Here is a 21,500-nt window from a genome sequence, read left to right on the forward strand (position 1 = left end):
TATGGGATTAGGAAGTAAATCTAAAAGTAATCTTGATGAAGATAATTCTCGCATTGATTACGGGGTTATTTTTTCGGTAATGCTCTTGGCTTTGATTGGTTTGGTTTCAATTTATGTAGCTGCTTCGCACGATTTAAGAAGTGGTGGCCCGTGGCATATGGTTCTTTCGCAATTGGTTTGGTATTTGATTGGGGCTATCGGTGTATTTATTATCATGCACCTTGATGCAGAACAATTATGGAGTATTGCTCCGTATGCTTACTGGATTGGTATCGGTTTATTAATTGCAGTATTGTTTTTTTATAGTCGTGAATATGCGGTGAAGACTGGCGCTAAAAGTTGGTTTGCTTTGGGTCCATTTTCCTTTCAACCATCGGAGTTAATGAAACCAGCTTTTATTATCATGTTAGGGCGCGTGGTGACGATTCATAATCACGCTTATCCTAAACATGATTTACACAGTGATTTAATTTTAATTGGACGAATTCTGTTATGGTCCTTACCAGTTATTTTATTGATGCTCTTACAAAAAGATTTTGGGACGATGTTAGTTTTCTTAGCCATTATTGCAGGTGTCATGTTAGTCTCCGGTATTGATTGGCGCATTTTGCTAACGTTGGTGGCCATTGTAGGAGTTTTAGGTGGTGGCGCCATTTATTTAGTGTCGACTGGTGATGGACGGCAGTTTTTGAGTCATTTAGGTTTTCATGCTTATCAGTTTGAAAGAATTGATTCTTGGTTAAACCCGTCGGGAGATACTTCGAATTCTAGTTATCAATTGTGGCAAAACTTAAAAGCAATTGGTTCTGGTAAATTATGGGGTAAGGGTTTTAACCATTCTAATGTCTATGTCCCTGTTAGAGAGTCGGACATGATTTTTTCAGTTATGGGTGAAAATTTTGGTTTTATTGGCTCCTGTTGCTTAATTTTGATCTATTTTATGTTAATTTCACAAATGGTAAAAGTGACCTTCGATACTAAAAATGAATTTTATGCGTATGTCTCCACGGGGATCATTATGATGATTTTATTTCATGTCTTTGAAAATATTGGTATGAGTATTGGTTTATTACCAATGACGGGTATTCCATTACCATTTATTTCACAGGGTGGTTCTGCACTATTAGGTAATATGATTGGAATTGGAATCATTATGTCGATGCGTTATCATTATAAGAGCTACATGTTTAGTAATAACGATTTTAAGTAAGCAGACGAATTGAAATGAATTTATTTTATAATGATGTAACAATTAAAAAAACACTTTAGGGTAATATCTAAGATGATTGATGCAGATATTAACTAAAGTGTTTTTTAGTTGTTAAATTTTTACTTTGATTCAGTGCCGGGCTGTTCTTTAATAGTCTGATTTTGTAAGTCGGTTCTCACGACCATGACATCGCAAGGAGCATTGCGAGTGACAAATTCTGTGACGGAACCAATTAATAAACGTTCGACAGCATTTAGACCAGTAGCGCCAATGACGATTAGGTCAATATTTAAATCTTTCGGAATAGTGCGGGCAATTTTGGTTTTGGGTGCACCATACTGAATTGAAGTTTTGACGGAAGTAACGCCTTTTTTTAAAGCTAATTGTTCATATTCATCAATGGTTTGTTGAGCGGTTTGAGAAACTTGTTCCACCATTGAGGAATCAAAACTAGAAACATCCTGAAAAGCTCTTGTATCCACAACATGTAAAATTGTTAATGCGGCCTGGTTGCGCTTAGCAACCTCGACTGCTTTGTTAAATGCCATTTCTGCTTCAAAAGAACCATCAACTGGTACTAAAATGGATTGGTAATTTTGTAACATCAAATCCCCCCTAATAACTTATCTGCGATACAATAGCTATTTTAATTGATTTATAACAAAAATGCACATGTGAGTTACTTATCTAGTTGGACAACTATTAAAGAAAAACCACCGACAATTAAACTACCAATGACTAAAGTCGCTAAATTCCAATCAAGTGGTGCCCAAATTAATAGAATGATTCCTAGTAAACTGACTAGAAATAGGAAAGTGGCCGTAATGAGAGCCACTTTTTTTAATTGTGGTAAATTTTCTTGTTTAACAGCAATGAAAGGGTGATCTTTAGTAGTAATTAATAATACTGCCAAAATTAGCATAATAATAATAAAAATAGCAATTAAGAGTTTAATCATGACTGGTCCGCCTTGTTGGATTTATTTTGTAATATTTTTAAATGCTGGTAAGTCTTTTGTAAATTAGTTTCATATTGACTATTATTTTTGGCGTGATAATATTGCGTTCCTTTTAATTTAGTGGGTAAATATTGTTGAGCCACCCAATCATTTTTAAAATCATGTGGGTATTGATAACCTAAACCATGCTGCAAGAGCTGAGCACCTTGATAATGAGTATCTTTGAGATCATCAGGAATAGTGCCAATTTTACCGGCTTGAACGTCGGCTAATGCCGCATCAATTGCATTAATGCCCGAATTTGATTTGGGACTTAAACAGAGTTCGATGACACTATCAGCCAAGGGAATTCGAGCTTCTGGCAGTCCAACTTGCTCGGCTGCTTGACAAGCAACTACTGTTCGTTGGCAAACTGGAGGATTAGCTAGTCCGATGTCTTCATACGCACAGATCATTAAACGACGAATGACTGTTTTTAATTCACCAGCTGCCAGTAAACGAGCCAAATAATGTAATGCCGCATCTGTATCGCTACCACGAATCGATTTTTGAAAAGCTGAAATGACGTCATAGTGACCATCACCGTTTTTATCAGCAGTTAATGTTTTACGCTGCAGGGATTCACTAATGATTTCGGCGGTAATAACAATTTGTTCTTGCTCATTTTTCGGAGTCGATTTGACTGCCAATTCTAATCCATTTAATGAGATCCGTAAATCGCCTCCGGTAGCAGTAGTTAAAATTTCCATAGCAGAATCGGTGATTTGCACAGGATATTGACCTAGTCCTTGAGCTTGATCGCTTAAAGCACGCTGAATAGCTTGTTTAATATCAGAAGCGCTGAGCGGTTTAACTTCAAAAATTTGGGTTCGACTGCGAATTGCGGGATTGATAGCAATATAAGGATTTTCGGTGGTGGCCCCAATTAAAATAATTTGCCCACTTTCTAACAAAGGTAATAAAAAGTCTTGTTTGGTTTTATCTAAACGGTGAATTTCATCCAGTAGCAAAACAACCGTGCCACTCATCTTGGCTTCCTCGGCTACAATTTGTAATTGTTTTTTAGAGTCCGTGGCCGCATTAAGTTGGCGAAAAGCATATTGACTGCTGCCAGCAATGGCACTAGCAATGCTGGTTTTGCCGGTCCCGGGTGGACCATATAAGATCATGGATGATAAAAGTTTAGCTTGCACCATACGCCAGATGATTTTACCAGGGCCGACTAAATGTTGTTGTCCCACTACTTCAGATAAGGTTTTAGGACGCATACGATAAGCAAGAGGTTGACTCAAATTATGATCCTTTCTCACAAAAAAAAGCAACCCGAAGATTGCTTTTTTTTGTGGAACAAAAGTAAATTACAAAATTTGGTTGTAAAATTCAACGACTAAGGATTCATCAATTTCTGGAGCTAATTCATCACGTTGTGGTAAACGAATTAACTTACCAGTCATTTTATCTTCGTCAAATTCTACAAATGGTAAACGTGCTACGTTAGCTTCCAAGGCATCCTTGACAACTTGTAAGTTTTTGGAACGATCACGTAAAGAAATTTCTTGTCCTGGTTGAACTTCATAAGAAGGAATGTCAACGCGTTTGCCGTCAACAGTAATATGACCATGGTTAACCAACTGACGTGCTTGTGCCCGTGTAGTTGCTAAACCTAAACGATAAACAATGCTGTCTAAACGAGTTTCCAATAAAATCATAAAGTTTTCACCATGTTTACCTTGGCGAATTTTACCGGCACGTAAGAAGACATTTCTAAATTGACGTTCATTTAAACCATACATTAAACGTAATTTTTGTTTTTCTTGTAATTGAGTACCATATTCTGATAACTTGTTCCGATTCTTGGGACCATGTTGTCCCGGAGCATAAGGACGACGAGCTAATTCTTTACCAGAGCCAGATAAAGAAATTCCTAACCGACGTGACTTTTTCCAAGTAGGGCCTGTATAACGCATAAAAAATTCCTCCAAAATTTTGATTGGAGTAAAATAATGAACGTTTGAGTTCAACATTCGTGCAGTTAATATTACAATCTTCACCTTTTGCAGCTGGAGGTTACACAATTGAACATTCGAGCTATTAACTGTTGACGAGCTTGTCACTCAGTGCTGCAATTATTTTACACGCAGTTGATTTTAGTTACTTTAATAGAAAAAGTCAAGCTTTTAAGCAACACGATTAATGGCTACAATAATAGTAGAATAGATTTTAAGACTTTTTTAAGGATTAATGATAGCTTTATTTGTTATAATAAAAATAAATTGCTAATTAATGTTCATATGAGAGGCTTAAATTTGATATTTTTTATTTTAGTCATTATTTTAATCGTTGTGATGATCATTGGTATCATTTACTTTTATCAGAAAAATTTAAAAACTATTAATCAGTTAACGGCACAATTTGATCAGCTCAAAGAAGACAACCTAGATACTATTTTGGATCAAATAGCCGATTTAAAATTAACTGGCGCTAGTTTAGATCATTTTCAAAAAGATCGTTCAGCTTATCAAGCTAGCAAAGGCCAAATTATAGATTTACAAACACAGTTGATTAGTATTTCAGAAAAGAATGCGAGTTTTCGGGTGTTTACGGCTTGGCATCAATTGAAGCACTTGACACAAATCCTCACGGAGCAGAAGCAAAAATTACTAACTGCTAATAAGGGTTTAAAACAATTATTTCAAAGTATTCAACAAAACCAAACGACATTAAAAGATTTGCAGACCAAAGTTCAACAACAACAACAGTTGTTAAATGATCGTGAAGAATTAGCTGATTTGGTCGTCCCTTTAAGTGAACAGTTAATACAAATCATGACGCAATTTGCACTCATTGAAGATAAAATTAATCAAGGTGACGCTTTGGCGGCCCAACAAGATCTACAACAAATTAAAGCTGCTTTAGCCAATTATCAGCAACAATTACAGCAAGTGCAACAGCGTTTAAAGATTGATTATTCCGAACAATTAAAAGAGTTACAAGCAGCGGAGAAGAAGATGCAATTTACCAGTATCAAAATGACTGATCCGCAGATTAGTACGGAATTAAAAGACATTAAGCAATTACTGCAACAAATGCATTTGTTACTGGTGAAATTAAATTTTGACGAATTTGATCAGCTTAATCAGCAAGTCCAGGATAAAATTGACTATTTATATCATCGAATTACACAGGAATGGCGAGATAAACGCAAAGTTCAGCGTAATCAACCAGTAGTTGGCGATTTTATCCGGCATGCTGAACGTCAAAATCGGTTACTCAAACAAAAAATTAATCAGTTATTAGACGAGTACGTTGTGAATGAAGGTGAGCGGCAGCTAGCCAATTCCTATTCACAAAAAATTGCCCAGATTAAGACTGAATATCAAAAGCAATTGAAATTGATTCGGGATGAACAGGCTATTTTTTCCCAGGTTTGGCAACAGTTACAACAATTAAATCAACAATTACAAGATATCGAGCAACAACAAATTAAGATTGAGCAAAATTTAGATGGTTTAGTAGATGGCAGATCTGTGGCAACTAATTCTTATCAAGAATTTACGATTAAGTTAGATCATTTACAACGCCAAGTAGCTGTTTTGCACTTGCCTGGAACATCGAAAGACTATCAAAAATATTCTGCCATGGTTACAAAGGAAGTCAATAAAGTCGGGAAAATGTTAAAACAATTGCCGATAGATGTTGAAGAATTGACCAAGCAATTATTTGTGACACAAGAAGATTTAAATAATTTTGAACAGTTAACCCAGCAATTACTTGCTGATGTACAAATTACTGGGCGCCTGTTACAATATGCTAATAGATATGTTGCAACGGTGCCCGAAGTAAAAACTGCTGCTCAAAAGGCCCAGATGCAGTATGATCAAGAATTTGATTATCATCAGGCCGTACAAACGATTGCTACAGCTTTAGAGAAAGTTGAGCCAGGAGCAGTGCAACGAATTGAAGATTTGTATTATTCAGATTATCCTCAAAAGTCCTAAGCTTCGTAGTTAGGATTTTTTTCTTGGAATTGGGAGTGTTGAAGCTTTATGATTTATTTTGATAATAGTGCCACCACCTTAGTTGAACCATCAGTTTTAAAAACATATCAACAGGTGAGTCATGATTTTTGGGGCAATCCTTCGAGTTTGCATCATCTAGGAGATAAGTCGACCCAAATTTTAGAGGCAGCGCGTCACCAAATTGCCACTAGTTTGGGTTGTGATAGTGATGAAATATATTTTACTAGCGGTGGTTCTGAGGGTGACAATTGGATTATTAAGGGGACTGCTTTAGAAAAGCAGGTTTTTGGAAAACATATTATTTCCTCACAAATTGAACATCCCGCGGTGACTAATACTTTGCATCAATTAGAAAAGTTAGGCTTTGAGGTCACTTACTTGCCAGTCGATAAAAGCGGTCATGTTCAGGTCGCTGATGTTCAACAAGCATTGCGTAAAGACACGATCTTGGTAACGATTATGGCCGTGAATAATGAAGTGGGCGCAATTCAACCGATTAAGGCGATTGGTGATTTACTGAAAGCTTATCCTAATGTTCATTTTCATGTGGATGCTGTACAAACAGTTGGTAAAAATTTACGTTCACAATTAATGCATTCTCGGATTGATTTTGCTACTTTTTCAGGTCATAAGTTTCATGCTCCGCGCGGCATTGGTTTTATTTATGCCAAAAAGCAACGGAAAATTGCGCCGCTAATTAATGGTGGCGGTCAAGAACAGAATTGGCGTGGTGGAACAGAAAATACACCCGCGATTGCCGCTATGGCCAGAGCTTGGCGTTTAGCCACAACTGATCAAGCAGCTAAAGCTAAAAAACAACAACAGTTGCGACAGATGTTATTTGATCATTTACAGACATTACCAAATGCTGTTATTTTTTCACAAATGGATGATAGTTTTGCACCGCATATTTTGTGTTTTGCGCTCAAGGGTGTGCGTGGTGAAACGATTGTGCATGCTTTTGAAGAGTATGATATTTATTTATCCACAACTAGTGCATGTTCGTCACGAAACGGTGAAGAATCGATTACTTTAAAAGCAATGCACGTTCCAGATCAGATTGCGACTAGTGCGGTACGAGTGAGTTTGGATGAAATGAATACAGTTGCAGAAATGCAGCAGTTTATTGAAGCACTAGATAAAATTTATCAACATTTTCAAGTTTTAAATTAGGAGAGCCACAAATTTATGGAATATACAGAAATTATGGTACGCTACGGAGAATTATCGACTAAAGGCAAAAACCGCCGGAGTTTTATTGACCGTTTACATGGCAATGTCGAAAAAGTTTTACATCCGTATCCGCAAGTACGAATTCATCCCAAACGAGATCGCATGCATATTGCCCTAAATGGTGCTGATGCTCAAGGCGTTATGCAGCAGTTAAAATCGGTATTTGGCATTCAAAATTTTTCACCCAGTGTCCGGATTGCTAAGGACTTAACGGCCATTAAACAACTAGCTTTAGCGATGGTTCAAGAGCAATATAGCGGAACGCAAACTTTTAAAATTACTACTAAACGGGCCGATCATACGTTTGAGTATGATACGAATCAGATTAATTTGGCTGTAGGCGATTTTGTCAGTGAAAATTTACCAGATATTCAAGCAGAGATGCGCCAGCCCGATATTAAAATTCGGATTGAGATTCGGGTAGACGGAGCTTATTTATCCAGTCAGACCTATCAAGGCGCGGGCGGCTTACCAGTAGGAACCGCCGGTAAAGCGCAGCTAATGTTATCAGGGGGAATTGATTCACCAGTTGCTGGTTATTTGGCGCTAAAACGCGGTGTTGATATTGAGATGGTGCATTTTTATAGTCCGCCTTATACGAGTGAACATGCTTTACAAAAGGCAAAAGATCTAACTGTGAAGTTAGCCAAATATGCTGGTCATATTCAGTTTATTCAAGTACCTTTTACGGAAATTCAGGAAACGATTAAGCAGCAAGTTCCTGAGGGATACTTGATGACTGTTCAACGGCGTTTTATGTTACGTTTGACAGACTTGATTCGCCAACAACGTCAAGGCTTGGCCATTTTTAATGGTGAGTCGGTGGGGCAGGTAGCTTCTCAAACGTTAGAGAGTATGGCAGCGATCAATGATGTGACAACGACACCAATTGTCCGTCCGGTTGCTACGATGGATAAAACTGAAATCATTAAAATTGCTGAAGAGATTGATACTTTTGACTTGTCAATTCAACCATTTGAAGATTGCTGTACTATTTTTGCACCACCACGTCCAAAAACTAAGCCTAATTTACAAAAAGCCCGGCAATATGAAGCGTTGTTAGATGTTGATGGGCTAATTAAACGGGCCTTGGCTGGAATTGAAGTAACTAACATCACACCATTTGATAGTTTTTTACAACAAAAGGATGAAGAAATCGAATCTTTGCTGTAATAAAACTTGACGTGTTAACTTTTTTTTCTTATTATTAAATAAATATTAAAAAGCAATGAGCAAGAGGCTTTGAGCAGTTGATTTACAGCGAGACTATCATAGTGAGAGTTAGTCGGTGAACTAATCAAAGTAGTAACTTGTGAGCTTGTCTGAATGACCGGGAATCCGTTATCAAATTAAGATAAAGTCATTGACTTTAAATTAGGTGGTACCGCGTATGCCCACATTCGTCCTAAGTAATTAGGACGATTTTTTTATTTTAGGAGTTGAAAATATGTCTGAAGAATTTACAATGTCCGCTAAATATGATCATAATGAAGTTGAAGCGGGACGTTATCAACAATGGGTGGATGACGGTTTGTTTAAGCCCAGCGGTGATAAAAAAGCCAAGCCTTATTCGATTGTTATTCCACCACCAAATGTCACTGGTAAGTTACACTTGGGACATGCTTGGGATACAACCTTACAGGATATTTTGATTCGTCAAAAACGAATGCAAGGTTTTGATACATTATATTTACCGGGAATGGATCATGCCGGAATTGCGACCCAGGCCAAAGTCGAGGCTAAACTGCGTGCAGAAGGTAAGACTCGGTTTGACTTAGGGCGTGAGGCCTTTGTTGATGAAGTGTGGAAGTGGAAAGAAGAATATGCTCAAATTATCCGTTCACAATGGGCTAAGATGGGCTTGTCCTTAGACTATTCCCGCGAACGGTTTACCTTAGATGAAGGATTATCAAAAGCGGTGCGCAAGGTGTTTGTTGACCTTTATAACAAAGGTTTGATTTACCGTGGTGAGTATATTATTAATTGGGATCCCCAATTACAAACAGCTTTGTCAGATATTGAAGTTGAGCATCAAGACGATGCTGGAGCTTTTTATCATGTTAAGTATCCGTTTGCTGATGGTTCCGGTTTTATTGAAATTGCGACAACGCGTCCCGAAACGATGCCGGGAGATGTGGCAATTGCAGTGTATCCGGGAGATGAACGCTACCAAGATATCGTGGGTAAGGAAGTGATTCTACCATTATTTGGTCGCAAGTTACCAATTATTGAAGATCATTATGTTGATCCTGAATTTGGAACTGGGATGGTTAAAATTACGCCCGCACATGATCCTAATGACTTTAAAGTCGGTAATCGTCATAATCTAGAGCGGATTAATGTCATGAACGCTGATGGAACAATGAATGAGCAAGCCGGTAAATATGCGGGAATGGATCGTTTTGAGGCGCGTAAGGCAATGGTTCAAGATTTAAAGGATCAGGGCTATCTTCTTAGCGAAGAACCAATTACTCATAGTGTTGGGCATTCAGAACGTTCTGGAGTGCAAGTTGAACCCCGTTTATCCACTCAATGGTTTGTGAAGATGAAACCCTTAGCTGAGATGGTGTTAAAAAATCAACAAACTGACGGCAAAGTCCACTTTGTGCCTGAGCGTTTTGAACATACCTTTGAGCAATGGATGGAAAATGTCCATGATTGGGTAATTTCTCGGCAATTATGGTGGGGACATCGCATTCCCGCTTGGTATAATAAAACTACTGGTGAAATGTACGTAGGCGAAACTGAACCCAAAGATGCCGAAAATTGGGAACAAGATCCAGATGTGTTGGATACGTGGTTCTCTAGTGCATTGTGGCCGTTTTCCACTTTAGGTTGGCCAGATGAACAAAGTGCTGATTTTCAGCGGTATTTCCCAACCAATGCCTTAGTTACTGGATATGATATTATTTTCTTCTGGGTAGCACGGATGGTCTTTCAAGGGTTAGAGTTTACTGGCGAACGGCCCTTTAAAGATGTTTTGATTCACGGCTTAATGCGTGATGAAAAAGGCCGTAAGATGAGTAAGTCTTTAGGTAATGGGATTGACCCAATGGATGTCATTGATCAGTATGGTGTTGATGCACTCCGGTGGTTCTTAATTACTGGTTCTGCGCCTGGGCAGGATACGCGATTTAGTTACGAAAAAGTGGGCGCTGCTTGGAACTTTATTAATAAAATTTGGAACGCTAGTCGGTTTGTAATTATGAATTTAGCCGATACTCCGGCACCAAATACTATGCCTCAAGCACAACAACTAGATTTAGCTGACCAATGGATTTTGTCAGAATTAAATTCCACCGTAGAAAATGTTCTCCGATTGTCTGATAAGTACGAATTTGGTGAAGTCGGTCGCGCACTGTATAACTTTGTTTGGAATGAATTTTGTGATTGGTTCATCGAATTTAGTAAGGCCACGCTCAACGGAACTGATGAGACTAAGAAACAAAATAAACGCTATGTGTTAGCTTATGTTTTAGATCAAATTTTGCGTTTATTGCATCCTATTATGCCATTTGTCACTGAGAAAATTTGGTTAACGATGCCACATGAGGGTCAATCTTTGGTCGTTGCAAAATATCCACAAGTTCATCAAGAATTGGCACGGCCCCAAGCAGTGGAACAAATGCAAATTGTGATTGCGATTATTAAAGCCATTCGCCAGATCCGTTCTGAGGCCAATGCTCCCTTAGCGAACCCGATTGACATCTTAATTAAGCCGCAAGATACAACGAAGTTAGCTTTGATTCAAGCTAGCCAAGACTATATTGAACGCTTAGGCCATCCTAAAGATTTACAAATTGCCGTTGATTTAACGGCTCCCAAATTAGCGTTCAGTGCCGTTGTTGATGGAGCAGAGGTTTATGTACCATTAACGGAATTAGTCAACGTGCAAGATGAAATTGCGCGCCAAGAAAAGCAATTGGCTAAGATTCAAGTCGATATTGATTTCTTAAATAAAAAGTTAAGTAATCAAGGATTCGTTGATCACGCACCCCAAGCAGTGGTTGAACAACAACGAAATAAGTTGCAAGATAATCAAGAACGCTATGCTAAAATTCAAGCGCGCATTCAAGAATTGAAAAATAATTAGTTTTTATTGGAAAAGATAACGATAAGAGGTTGAGACCAAGGTCTTAGTCACTAATTGTAGTCAAAGTGCACAAAAGGCTTCTGGCGAACGATTGTGATTATAAGCATAGCGGTGGAAAGGCACGCTGGTCTCGCCTCTTTTTTGTGTAGTAAAAAAGGAGTAATGACATTGATTACTAATTATCAAGCGGCATTAGATTACATTCACAGCTTGCCCCACCTGCATCAACAAAATACGTTAATGTTTGTTAAGCGGGCTTTAGCCTACTTTGATAATCCCCAGAATCAAATCAAAACTGTCCATGTCACAGGAACTAACGGTAAAGGGACTACTTGTTATTATTTAACACAATTATTAGTGAAGAGTCATCAAAAAGTCGCCACTTTTGCTTCACCATATGTAGTAGACTTTACCGAGCGCTTCTTAATTAATGGTCAGCCGATCACTCCTCAAAAAATTATTGCCTTGACTAATCAAGTCAAACAAGCAGTGAGTGATTTACAGAAATTAGATGAGCAGTTTTATTTAGTTGAATTTGAATTTTTAGTAGTGATGATGTTCTTATTATGTGTCCAAGAAAGAGTAGATTATGGTGTTATTGAAGTCGGAATTGGGGCACAACATGATAAAACCAACGTGATTACACCTGAGCTATCGATTGTGACAAATGTAGCCATGGATCATTCTGCTTTGATTGGTCCGACACTATTGGATATTGCTCAAGAAAAAGCCGGAATTATTAAACCCCAGACGCCAGTGATTTTGGGGGCTTTAACTCCTGCTGTGCAACAAGTTTTTCTACAGCGGGCGCACCAATTAAAGGCCCCAGTTTATAGTTGGCGAAAGGATTTTCAAGCAACTGATATTCACGTTCAAGCTGTGCAAAAGACTAATTTTACTTGGTCCAATAAACAGTTTGTTTATAAAGATTTGCAATTAAAAACTTGTGCGCAATCACAAATTATTGACGTTGCTTTAGCATTACAAGCGTATCATTTGTTAATTTCTAATCCGCAGCCGGCAGTCATTCGGGCTAGTTTAAAAGTGCCCGGTTTGTTAGCACGGATGCAAGTTTTACAAAGTAAGCCTTTAGTAATTGTTGATGGTGCACATAATTTAGCAGCCATTCAACAGTTAATCAATGATTTACAGCCTATTAGGAAAAACCGTTCGTTAAAAATTTTGTATGCTGCGATGAATGATAAACAGCATCAAAAAATTTTACAGCAATTGGCCACGGTAGCTACAAAAATTGTGGTGACTAGTATGCCAGAAGCCCGGGCAGCGACTGCTCAAGATTATTGTTTACCGGCCAGCGCAACTTTTATTGAATCATGGCAAACATCGTTAGTACAAGCACTTCATGATTTACAAAATTCTGAGATCTTATTAATTTGTGGCTCACTACATTTTGCCGGAGAGGTGTTGCGTTATTACAAAGAAAAGTTTTGATTTTGCATAGTTTATTTTGAGGTGAAGAAAATGAACTTAGAGCAACGACTCGCGCAATGCGGTGGTCAAAACTTAACCTTATCACAATTATTGGTCAGGCTGTTAGCTGGTGACACTAACCAACAAACAGTGCAACATTTTGTGCAAATGGTGGCTTTTGAAAGTAATGATTTTAAAAATCTCGCAGTATTAGATAATTTTACTGATTTTAAATGGCGCCAATTTGATTCGAATTTAATTATTCAATTTCAAATTCTTTGGGAAACAGCCCAACGTTTGGTAGCCCAGCAGCAGTTAGTTGTGGGAGAAAAAATAACGATCGCACAATTAGCGCAGCATTTATTAACGAAATGGCGTCAATTACAACATGAAGAGTTAATCGGCTATTTTTTTAATAATCAAAGTCAGTTGTTATTAGAAAAAATTATTTTTAGAGGTTCATTACAACAAGCAGCTGCGCAACCGCGCGAAATTTTACGATTTGCTTTACAACTACCTTGCAGTCAATTGTTAATTGCGCATAAACATCCGAGTGGTAATCTCCAGCCATCTACCGCGGACATTATTTTTACACAAAGATTACAAAATTGTAGTAACTTGCTGGGAATTAAATTGCTGGATCATTTGATTATTGGCGACGATCAATTTAGCAGTTTTCAACGACTAGAATTATTGTAAAGATAATGCAATAAATATTTTTGAATTAAATTTTTGTATGATATACTTTAATAGATAGACTAAGTACTGTTATTTAAGGAGATAGTGTTTTGTTTGGAATGCGGTCACGAAAAGTAGGTATAGATTTAGGAACTGCGAATACAATTGTTTATGTTGATGGGCAAGGAATTGTTTTGCGTGAGCCCTCAGTAGTTGCCAAGAAGACGGCAACTGGTGAAATCGTTGCTGTAGGTGCTGAAGCTAGAGCAATGATTGGCAGAACTCCCGGAAGTATTAAAGCCATTCGGCCGATGAAAGATGGGGTTATTGCAGATTATGATACAACTGCAGCCATGATGAAGTACTTTTTGGATAAAGCAGTAGGCAATACCAAACCTGATGTGATGGTTTGTGTCCCTAGCGGCGTCACTGAAGTAGAAAAACGAGCAGTTATTGAAGCTACACAAAATGCTGGTGCTCAGGAAGCTTATCTAATTGAAGAACCGTTTGCTGCAGCCATTGGTGCTGGTTTACCAGTTATGGATCCAACCGGTAGCATGGTGGTCGATATTGGTGGTGGAACCACTGATGTGGCAACTATTTCTTTAGGTGGCATTGTGTCGAGTCGTTCTATTCGAATGGCTGGTGATAAATTTGATGAGTCCATCATTGCATATGTTCGTAAACAATTCAGTTTGTTAATTGGCGAACGGACTGCTGAACAACTCAAGATTGAAATTGGTTCAGCTTCATTACAAAGTGCAGAACAATTGGGAGACACGAGCATTCGGGGACGTGATTTAGTCAGTGGTTTGCCGAAGACCGTTGACTTGTCAGCAATTGATGTGGCGACCGCGATTCATGAAGACATTGAAGAAATTGTGACAGCTATTAAAGAAACTTTGGAAGCTACTTCTCCAGAAATTGCCGCAGATATTATTGACCATGGCATTGTTTTAACCGGTGGCGGCGCTTTATTAAAGAATTTGGCGGATGTTATTTCGGATTCGACGAAAGTTCCCGTTTTTGTGGCACAGGATCCTTTGGATTGTGTGGCCATTGGAACTGGTGAATCACTGAAAAATCTGGAAGTAATGAAGCGTAATAAATAATAGGTGGGGTAGCCCACTTTTTTAATTATCTGGAGGTTTGCAATGCGAAACTTTTTTTCTAATAAAAAGTTGATTATCATCATGTTAGTAGTCATTGCCACCTTCGGCATGATTGCTGCTTCAGTGACTTTTAGTGATCGTAAGTCACAACCATCAGTCATCCATCAGTTAGGAAATGATACAATTGGTGTTGTTGGTAACGTGATAGCTTATCCTGCTAATACGGTACGGAGTTGGGGAAGCGAAATCAGTGATTTAACAAAGACGTATCAAGAAAATCGGCATTTGAAAAAACAAATTGATGATTTAGCACAAACGAAAGCACAAAATAGTGTTTTAAAAAAAGAAAATCAAGATTTAAAAAAGCAAGTTAAATTGAATAAGACGTTAACTGATTACCATCAGATATCGGCTGCTGTGACAGCAAGATCACCTAATGAATGGCAAAACTATTTAATTATTAATAAAGGTTCGATTGCTGGTTTGAAAAAAAATATGCCGGTGATGTCCGGATCTGGCTTGGTTGGGCGAATTATTGAAGTTAATCGGACTAACTCCAAGGTTAGTTTAATTTCCACTGACAAATCATTAAGTAATAAATTTGCGGTCGAAATTGTCAAACCACATGGTAATGATGCGAGCGGAATTATTGGGCGTTACGATAAGGACAATAATTTGCTAGTTATGACCAATGTCACTTCTACTAAAGGCATTAAAACCGGTCAACAAGTGGTTACTTCCGGTTTGGGTGGTTTGACCCCTCGTGGTTTGTTTGTTGGTAAGGTAGTTGCCATGAAAAAGGATGATTATGGATTAGTCTCTTCAGTTTATGTGAAACCAGCAACAGATTTAAATAACTTTACGATTGTGACGGTTATTAGTCGAGATGTTTAAACAGATTGATTTGAGAAATAAGACTACTAAATACATTTTGCAAGTACTGTTATTATTAGTCGGCTTTTTTTTGGACGGCTTGTTAAAGCAATTTTTTGCAGTCTTTAATTTACCGTCTTTTCAAGTTTCAGTGCAGATCTTACTCATCATTATTGTTATGATGATTTTACGCGATCAACAAGTGGATAGCCACTTGTTTTGGTATACCCTAATTTTAGGGATTGTTTATGATTCTTATTATTCACATATTTTTGGTTTGTACACTATTGTGTTACCACTAGTGGGCTGGTTGACTAATAAGATTCGGAAATTTGTGCCGAAAACGCTTGTTTTTGAATGGTGTATTTATTTTATCAGTTTGACGGTTTCTTTAATTTATTTATTTTTGATTGGTAATTTTTTAAGTTTAATTACAGTAGATATTGCGCATTTTGTCACTGATTGGTTAGGTCCAACATTGTTAGTTAATTCCATCTTCTTTGTCATTTTGTATTATCCTTTGACCAAAGTTTTAGACTGGTTGATGTAAAATAAGTGGGGAGATTAGTATGAAGAGTGCAGTTTTGAAGGGAAAAGGTCAAACTTATTTCTTAGAAATTATTGACGGTAGTGATTTTTCAGAAGCTTTAATCCAGGTACAGGAGTTATTAAAGCAAATTCAAACGCAGACTCCCACGCAACAATCGCTAGATCTAACGGTCGATACTCAAACTCGGTGGTTAAATTTACAACAAAAAAAAGATTTAAAAGCGGTGATTGCGCAGTTTCCAGTATTTAAGTTACAGCAAATTATCAGTCAGGTGATTCCTAAAAGTGTTGTACAACAACATTTGCTTCAAGGACAATTGAAATTAGAAACGCGGATTATCCGTTCTGGACAAATTATGAATTACCCGGGAAATGTGTTGTTATTAGGTGACGTCCATGCAGGCGCACAAATTCGCGCTGCTGGTAGTGTTTTTGCAATCGGTTCTATTGAAGGAATTGTGTGTGCGGGTTATCCAAATAATGATACAGCTGTGGTCGTGGGTGATATGACGCATGCTAGTCAAGTTCGAATTTGTGATTTGATTCAAATTGTGTCGGATATTGATGATGCGAAGTTTGATGCGAAGTCTTTTTTCTATGTCAACGATTTGCATTCGTTAACAACAGCTTCACTTGATCAATTATTGAAGATTAGACCACAAATGGAAATTATTTTAAATTAGGGGGAGTTTGATGGGAACGTCAATTGTTGTCACTTCCGGTAAGGGCGGTGTCGGTAAAACTACAACTAGTGCTAACTTAAGTTTAGCTTTAGTACAAGCCGGTAAGCGAGTTTGCGCGGTAGATTTGGATGTTGGTTTGCGTAATCTTGATGCTATTTTAGGATTAAGTAATCGGATTATTTATGATTTGGATGACGTGTTGAATGATCGCGTTAACTTGATGCAGGCGTTGGTTCAACATCCCGATCATCCTCAAGATTTTTCGTTACTGGCTGCTTCACAAAATGTTGGACAGTCTAGTTTAAATATCTCCAAAATTAAAACTATTATTACTGAATTAAAACAAAATTTTGATTTTGTTATCTTGGATTGTCCTGCAGGAATTGAAACGGGTTTTAAAGCTGCGGTGGCGGTAGCTGATAGTGCAATTTTGGTCACGACCCCGGAGGTGGCAGCGGTTAGTGATGCTGATCGGGTGGTCGGTTTATTGGAGCAATCTAATTTAACTTACGGACTGCATTTAGTTATTAATCGAATTCGCTTACAGATGATTAAAAATGGTAAGTCTATGGATATTCAAAGTATCGTAAACCGCTTGTCAATTCCTTTAATTGGTGTTATCATCGACGATGATGAAGTAATCGCTACTTCTAATCAAGGTCAATCAATATTGCAGGAGAAGCTTGATAATCCAGCGGCCGTTGGTTATCAGAATTTGGCTCACCGGATTCTCGGTGATCAAATTCCATTAAATGAGATTAGTCTTAATCAAGAACAAGCAACTGCTAAAAAAGACGGTTTTTGGCGACGAGTATTTCATCATAATGAAAAATAAAATATTTAATTATGCGACAATGAACAAGATAGATATGTGCGCTAATTTAGAGAAGCTGTGGTTGGTGCAAACAGTTATTAGTGACAGCATAGAACACACTTGTGAGTCAAAAGGTTTAAAGCCCGTTCGGTTTAGCATCCGTTATTTTGTGCAGTTTATAACTGCCTAAGTTGTCAAATGTGAGTTTGGCAAAAAATGGGGTGGCACCGCGGAAAATTTCGTCCTCTTGAGTTTTTTAACTCAAGGGGATTTTTTAGTTGAAGGAGAAATTATGAAATATATTGGAGAAATTTTACCATCATTATTGAGTGGCACCAAAGTAACCGTGGAGTTATTCATTGGGACTTTAATCTGTTCGATTATTCTCGGAATTATTGTCGCTTTAGGGTTACGAAGTCGTTGGCATTTATTACGTTGGATTTTAGATGCTTACGTTTGGCTGATGCGGGGCACGCCATTATTGCTCCAATTAATCTTTATTTTTTATGGATTACCAACGATTGGCATTGTTTTTGAACGGATGACAGCCGCTTTCGTAGCTTTTATTTTAAATTATACAGCTTATTTTGCTGAAATTTTTCGTGGGGGGTTGCAGGCGGTTAGTCAAGATCAGCGTGAAGCAACAGCCTTATTAGGATTATCGTCATGGCAAAGTTTTCGCTTTGTGATCTTGCCACAAGTAGTCAAAATCGTCTTACCATCCATGGGTAATGAAGTTATTAACTTGATCAAAGATTCGTCATTAGTTTATGTATTAGGAATTGGTGATTTATTACGGGCAGGTAATGTGGCCACAGCGCGTGACGTCACGTTGGTCCCCTTAATTTTAGTTGGTATTATTTATCTAATTATGACAGGGGTTTTGACATTAATACAAAATTGGATTGAACGGAGATTTTCATACTATGAATAAACAACCGAAATTACAACTTAAACAAATTACTAAAACTTTTGGCGATAAATTAGTTTTAGACAATATTAACTTACAAGTATTGCCCGGACAAATACTATCAATTGTCGGTCCCAGTGGGGTTGGTAAAACCACGTTATTAAGAACTATTCTGGGATTGGAAAGTGTAGATCACGGCGAGTTCTTCTTGGACGGACAGCCGTTTACACCGCAAGATCATAGTCAAAATAACGTGGGGGTTGTCTTTCAAGATTATCGACTATTTCCTAATTTAAGTGTTTTAGATAATTTACTACTGGCCCCCATTCAAGTTCAAAAACGCTCGAAACAACAAGCTCTGCAAAAAGCTCAAGAGCTGTTGGATTTATTACAAATTGCACCGCAAGCTAAGCTTTATCCGTTTCAATTGTCCGGAGGTCAGAAACAACGAGTAGCAATTGCCCGGGCTTTAATTTTAGAACCCAAAATTTTATGTTACGATGAACCGACGAGCGCACTGGACGCACAGAATCGGCAACAAGTCACTAACTTATTACGCAAATTTCAGGCCGACCAAATGACGCAACTAGTTGTGACGCACGATTTAGATTTTGCTCAGCAAGTTTCTGATCAAACATTTGAGTTGAGGACAAGCAAATGAAAAAAATTTGTAAATATTTAATTTTATTAAGCTTGTTAGTATTTGTTGGCGGGTGTCAGCAAAACACGCACCGGATTGGTAGTAGTAATAATACATTAATTGTGGGCTTGGATGATTCTTATGTACCTATGGGATTTGTGAAAAAGTCGGGCCAATTAACTGGCTTTGACGTTGATCTGGCCAAATTAGTTGGCAAAACCATTCATCGAAAAATTATTTTTCAACCGATTGACTGGTCCATGAAAGAAACGGAATTACGCAACGGAACGATTGATTTAATCTGGAATGGTTATACTAAAACGCCGCAACGTGCTAAGAAAGTTGCCTTTTCACGGCCGTATTTAAAAGATGAACAAGTTATCGTTGTCAAAAAGGCTTCAGGGGTTCACCAAATTAAGCAATTAACGGGAAAAACTTTAGGAACCCAATCTGGCTCAGTGGGTTATTCCGATTTAATGCAGCAACCGCGTTTATTGAAGAATAAAATTAAAAATCAAACGCCGGTTTTGTATGATAATATCGAAAATGGTTTTTTGGATTTAAAAGCAGGACGAATTCAGGGCTTTTTATTTGATCGGGTGTTTGCTGAATACTATTTAGCCCATACTAAAAATGCACAGCAATTTCAAATTTTGGATACGCCGTTTCCCACTGAAAGTTTTGCAGTTGGGATGCGCAAACAAGATACGCAGACGCAGCATTTGATTAATTCAACTTTGCGGAAATTAAAAACCAATGGTCAATTGAAAAAATTGAGCGAGAAATGGTTTCAACAAGATATTTCTGAGTAAACTTGTAGTAATATAAAAAAGGATGAAGTTTATACGACCTCATCCTTTTCTTCTGGTCAGTTTAGAAACCACCCATGACAGCAGGAATTACTACACCAGCGATGGTTACAATAATCATGGCCCAAACAAAAATCTGCGTAATTATAGTAAAAACACTTTTCTTTTTTTTCTTCAAAAAACTTCACCTGAAATCTTTCATATTGGAATTATCTTACTTGAATCTTCAGAAAAAAGCAACTATCACTAATCATGAACATATGTTCGGACTATTAGCGATAGTTTTTTGACAAAAAAGACTAAATTAGAATATTTTTTACTGATTAGTGGTGCTAAAAGTGAGATTGTGGTAACATTCATACAGAGAAGTGGGACCAATATACCTACTTTTAATAGTAGTGAGTTATTTTTTTTTACAGATAATTTGTGACAAAATTATTTTTAATTAAATGATTGTTCGGTTTATCTTTAATGTAGAATCTTACTTTTATATTAATAATTATTTTTAGGTGGTATTATGTTCCAACATAAAACAGTGCTCTTAAATCCGACTGTCGATGCTTTACAAGTTCATGATGGTGGTGTTTATATTGATGCCACTTTTGGTCGTGGCGGTCACACACGTTATTTATTAAGTCAGGGTCATCATTTAACAGTGATTGCTTTTGATCGTGATCAAGAAGCCATTTTAGCAGGTCAAGCTTTACGTCAAACAACCAATGAAGAAACTGATAATCATTTAGAATTAGTGATGGCTAATTTTGCGGATTTAAAAGAGCAGCTAGCAGCGTTAGGTATTACGACGGTCGATGGGATCTTATATGATTTGGGGGTCTCTTCACCACAGTTTGACGATCCTCAACGTGGCTTTAGTTATCGCTACGATGCGCGATTAGATATGCGGATGGATCAAAGCCAAGAATTAGATGCTTATCAAATTGTTAATACTTATTCAGCTGCTCAGCTAGCAAACATTTTTCAACGTTACGGTGATGAACGTTTTGCTAAGCGCATTGCCCAGGCAATTACTCGGCAGCGTTTAAACCAACCAATCACAACGACCTTTGAATTAGTTGATTTAATCGAAGCTTGTTTGCCAGCGCCAGCACGTCGAAAAATGAAGAAGCATCCTGCTAAAAAAGTTTTTCAGGCTTTACGAATTGCGGTTAATGATGAGTTAGCATCGTTAGATCAATCTTTAGAAGCGGCGATTGATTTGTTAAAATTAAACGGTTTTCTGAGTGTCATTACTTTTCAATCATTAGAGGACAAAATTGTGAAACAGGTTTTTCGGCGTCACAGTGAAGTTAATGTTCCACGCGATTTACCGGTTATTCCTCCAGAAATGCAACCAGAATTGAAAGTTATTACCAGAAAGCCGATTTTACCTAGTTCAACTGAAATTGAACAAAACCACCGTGCTCATAGTGCGCATTTACGAGTAGCTCAAAAGATTAAATAAACAAGATTAGGAATCGAGATAGTTGA

The 21,500-nt window shown here is 37.7% G+C and carries 21 protein-coding genes; 16 read left to right on the forward strand and 5 right to left on the reverse strand.

The annotated features are described in order from the left end of the window. The first annotated feature begins 1 nt into the window (after position 1). Positions 2-1,210 (forward strand): FtsW/RodA/SpoVE family cell cycle protein, encoded by a 1,209-nt coding sequence (locus AC3B5B_RS06740; protein WP_489769691.1) that lies wholly within the window; start codon positions 2-4, stop codon positions 1,208-1,210. 119 nt (positions 1,211-1,329) lie between these two features. On the opposite strand, the gene AC3B5B_RS06745 is transcribed toward AC3B5B_RS06740, so the two are convergent. The 4 genes from AC3B5B_RS06745 to rpsD form a co-directional block, all read right to left on the reverse strand. Further along, positions 1,330-1,815 carry a universal stress protein gene (locus tag AC3B5B_RS06745; RefSeq protein WP_489757799.1) on the reverse strand — a complete coding sequence of 162 codons (486 nt, stop codon included), beginning with the start codon at positions 1,813-1,815 and terminating at the stop codon, positions 1,330-1,332. Positions 1,816-1,889: 74 nt separating this feature from the next. Further along, complete coding sequence (locus AC3B5B_RS06750; protein ID WP_489769692.1) at positions 1,890-2,168, reverse strand: hypothetical protein; 279 nt, start codon at positions 2,166-2,168, stop codon at positions 1,890-1,892. Further along, positions 2,165-3,460: a replication-associated recombination protein A gene (locus tag AC3B5B_RS06755; protein ID WP_489769693.1), complete on the reverse strand. Its 1,296-nt coding sequence runs from the start codon at positions 3,458-3,460 to the stop codon at positions 2,165-2,167. Before AC3B5B_RS06755 ends, AC3B5B_RS06750 begins: the two co-directional genes overlap by 4 nt. Before the next feature lie 66 nt (positions 3,461-3,526). Next, positions 3,527-4,135, reverse strand: a complete 609-nt coding sequence (gene rpsD / locus AC3B5B_RS06760) for a 30S ribosomal protein S4 (protein WP_489757802.1) — start codon at positions 4,133-4,135, stop codon at positions 3,527-3,529. A 339-nt stretch (positions 4,136-4,474) separates the two neighbouring features. On the opposite strand from rpsD, the gene AC3B5B_RS06765 reads away from it, so the two are divergent. The 14 genes from AC3B5B_RS06765 (at position 4,475) to AC3B5B_RS06830 (ending at position 20,015) form a co-directional block, all read left to right on the forward strand. Further along, entirely contained in the window at positions 4,475-6,166 is a 1,692-nt protein-coding gene (locus AC3B5B_RS06765; RefSeq protein ID WP_489769694.1) for a septation ring formation regulator EzrA, read from the forward strand. A 48-nt stretch (positions 6,167-6,214) separates the two neighbouring features. Further along, positions 6,215-7,360, forward strand: a complete 1,146-nt coding sequence (locus AC3B5B_RS06770; RefSeq protein ID WP_489769695.1) for a cysteine desulfurase family protein — start codon at positions 6,215-6,217, stop codon at positions 7,358-7,360. A 15-nt stretch (positions 7,361-7,375) separates the two neighbouring features. Next, entirely contained in the window at positions 7,376-8,593 is a 1,218-nt protein-coding gene (gene thiI / locus AC3B5B_RS06775) for a tRNA uracil 4-sulfurtransferase ThiI (protein ID WP_489769696.1), read from the forward strand. A gap of 274 nt (positions 8,594-8,867) precedes the next feature. After that, positions 8,868-11,513: a valine--tRNA ligase gene (locus tag AC3B5B_RS06780; protein WP_489757806.1), complete on the forward strand. Its 2,646-nt coding sequence runs from the start codon at positions 8,868-8,870 to the stop codon at positions 11,511-11,513. A gap of 168 nt (positions 11,514-11,681) precedes the next feature. Continuing rightward, positions 11,682-12,965 (forward strand): bifunctional folylpolyglutamate synthase/dihydrofolate synthase, encoded by a 1,284-nt coding sequence (locus AC3B5B_RS06785; RefSeq protein ID WP_489757807.1) that lies wholly within the window; start codon positions 11,682-11,684, stop codon positions 12,963-12,965. A 30-nt stretch (positions 12,966-12,995) separates the two neighbouring features. After that, on the forward strand, positions 12,996-13,643 hold the full coding sequence (locus AC3B5B_RS06790; protein ID WP_489757808.1) for a JAB domain-containing protein: 648 nt from the start codon (positions 12,996-12,998) through the stop codon (positions 13,641-13,643). A gap of 98 nt (positions 13,644-13,741) precedes the next feature. Next, positions 13,742-14,734: a rod shape-determining protein gene (locus AC3B5B_RS06795; RefSeq protein ID WP_489758052.1), complete on the forward strand. Its 993-nt coding sequence runs from the start codon at positions 13,742-13,744 to the stop codon at positions 14,732-14,734. 42 nt (positions 14,735-14,776) lie between these two features. Next, positions 14,777-15,628, forward strand: a complete 852-nt coding sequence (gene mreC / locus AC3B5B_RS06800) for a rod shape-determining protein MreC (RefSeq protein ID WP_489757809.1) — start codon at positions 14,777-14,779, stop codon at positions 15,626-15,628. Beyond that, positions 15,621-16,157, forward strand: a complete 537-nt coding sequence (gene mreD, locus AC3B5B_RS06805; protein ID WP_489769697.1) for a rod shape-determining protein MreD — start codon at positions 15,621-15,623, stop codon at positions 16,155-16,157. Before mreC ends, mreD begins: the two co-directional genes overlap by 8 nt. Positions 16,158-16,176: 19 nt before the next feature. Then, a complete protein-coding gene (locus AC3B5B_RS06810; protein WP_489757811.1) occupies positions 16,177-16,839 on the forward strand; it encodes a septum site-determining protein MinC in 663 nt (220 codons plus the stop codon). A 10-nt stretch (positions 16,840-16,849) separates the two neighbouring features. After that, positions 16,850-17,674 (forward strand): septum site-determining protein MinD, encoded by an 825-nt coding sequence (minD, locus tag AC3B5B_RS06815; protein WP_489757812.1) that lies wholly within the window; start codon positions 16,850-16,852, stop codon positions 17,672-17,674. A gap of 271 nt (positions 17,675-17,945) precedes the next feature. Then, entirely contained in the window at positions 17,946-18,587 is a 642-nt protein-coding gene (locus AC3B5B_RS06820) for an amino acid ABC transporter permease (protein ID WP_489757813.1), read from the forward strand. Then, the gene (locus AC3B5B_RS06825; RefSeq protein WP_489757814.1) at positions 18,580-19,224 is read left to right on the forward strand and encodes an amino acid ABC transporter ATP-binding protein; all 645 of its coding nucleotides are present in this window, start codon (positions 18,580-18,582) and stop codon (positions 19,222-19,224) included. Before AC3B5B_RS06820 ends, AC3B5B_RS06825 begins: the two co-directional genes overlap by 8 nt. After that, positions 19,221-20,015 (forward strand): amino acid ABC transporter substrate-binding protein, encoded by a 795-nt coding sequence (locus tag AC3B5B_RS06830; protein ID WP_489757815.1) that lies wholly within the window; start codon positions 19,221-19,223, stop codon positions 20,013-20,015. The genes AC3B5B_RS06825 and AC3B5B_RS06830 overlap by 4 nt, the downstream gene beginning before the upstream one ends. Before the next feature lie 61 nt (positions 20,016-20,076). Here AC3B5B_RS06830 and AC3B5B_RS06835 read toward each other — a convergent pair whose 3' ends face one another. Then, complete coding sequence (locus AC3B5B_RS06835) at positions 20,077-20,190, reverse strand: DUF4044 domain-containing protein (RefSeq protein WP_489757816.1); 114 nt, start codon at positions 20,188-20,190, stop codon at positions 20,077-20,079. 336 nt (positions 20,191-20,526) lie between these two features. Here AC3B5B_RS06835 and rsmH point away from each other — a divergent pair, with 336 nt between their 5' ends. Then, complete coding sequence (gene rsmH, locus AC3B5B_RS06840; protein ID WP_489758053.1) at positions 20,527-21,474, forward strand: 16S rRNA (cytosine(1402)-N(4))-methyltransferase RsmH; 948 nt, start codon at positions 20,527-20,529, stop codon at positions 21,472-21,474. Positions 21,475-21,500 lie beyond the last annotated feature (26 nt).

The sequence above is a fragment of the Bombilactobacillus sp. ESL1187 genome (assembly GCF_058107155.1).

Bases quoted from the DNA above. Each gene is read 5' to 3' on its own strand.
- rpsD (WP_489757802.1), bottom strand. From the start codon at position 4,135: ATGCGTTATACAGGCCCTACTTGGAAAAAGTCACGTCGGTTAGGAATT.
- mreD (WP_489769697.1), top strand. From the start codon at position 15,621: ATGTTTAAACAGATTGATTTGAGAAATAAGACTACTAAATACATTTTG.
- minD (WP_489757812.1), top strand. From the start codon at position 16,850: ATGGGAACGTCAATTGTTGTCACTTCCGGTAAGGGCGGTGTCGGTAAA.
- AC3B5B_RS06740 (WP_489769691.1), top strand. From the start codon at position 2: ATGGGATTAGGAAGTAAATCTAAAAGTAATCTTGATGAAGATAATTCT.
- thiI (WP_489769696.1), top strand. From the start codon at position 7,376: ATGGAATATACAGAAATTATGGTACGCTACGGAGAATTATCGACTAAA.
- AC3B5B_RS06750 (WP_489769692.1), bottom strand. From the start codon at position 2,168: ATGATTAAACTCTTAATTGCTATTTTTATTATTATTATGCTAATTTTG.
- AC3B5B_RS06795 (WP_489758052.1), top strand. From the start codon at position 13,742: ATGCGGTCACGAAAAGTAGGTATAGATTTAGGAACTGCGAATACAATT.
- AC3B5B_RS06770 (WP_489769695.1), top strand. From the start codon at position 6,215: ATGATTTATTTTGATAATAGTGCCACCACCTTAGTTGAACCATCAGTT.
- AC3B5B_RS06790 (WP_489757808.1), top strand. From the start codon at position 12,996: ATGAACTTAGAGCAACGACTCGCGCAATGCGGTGGTCAAAACTTAACC.
- AC3B5B_RS06825 (WP_489757814.1), top strand. From the start codon at position 18,580: ATGAATAAACAACCGAAATTACAACTTAAACAAATTACTAAAACTTTT.
- AC3B5B_RS06745 (WP_489757799.1), bottom strand. From the start codon at position 1,815: ATGTTACAAAATTACCAATCCATTTTAGTACCAGTTGATGGTTCTTTT.
- AC3B5B_RS06830 (WP_489757815.1), top strand. From the start codon at position 19,221: ATGAAAAAAATTTGTAAATATTTAATTTTATTAAGCTTGTTAGTATTT.
- AC3B5B_RS06810 (WP_489757811.1), top strand. From the start codon at position 16,177: ATGAAGAGTGCAGTTTTGAAGGGAAAAGGTCAAACTTATTTCTTAGAA.
- mreC (WP_489757809.1), top strand. From the start codon at position 14,777: ATGCGAAACTTTTTTTCTAATAAAAAGTTGATTATCATCATGTTAGTA.
- AC3B5B_RS06780 (WP_489757806.1), top strand. From the start codon at position 8,868: ATGTCTGAAGAATTTACAATGTCCGCTAAATATGATCATAATGAAGTT.
- AC3B5B_RS06820 (WP_489757813.1), top strand. From the start codon at position 17,946: ATGAAATATATTGGAGAAATTTTACCATCATTATTGAGTGGCACCAAA.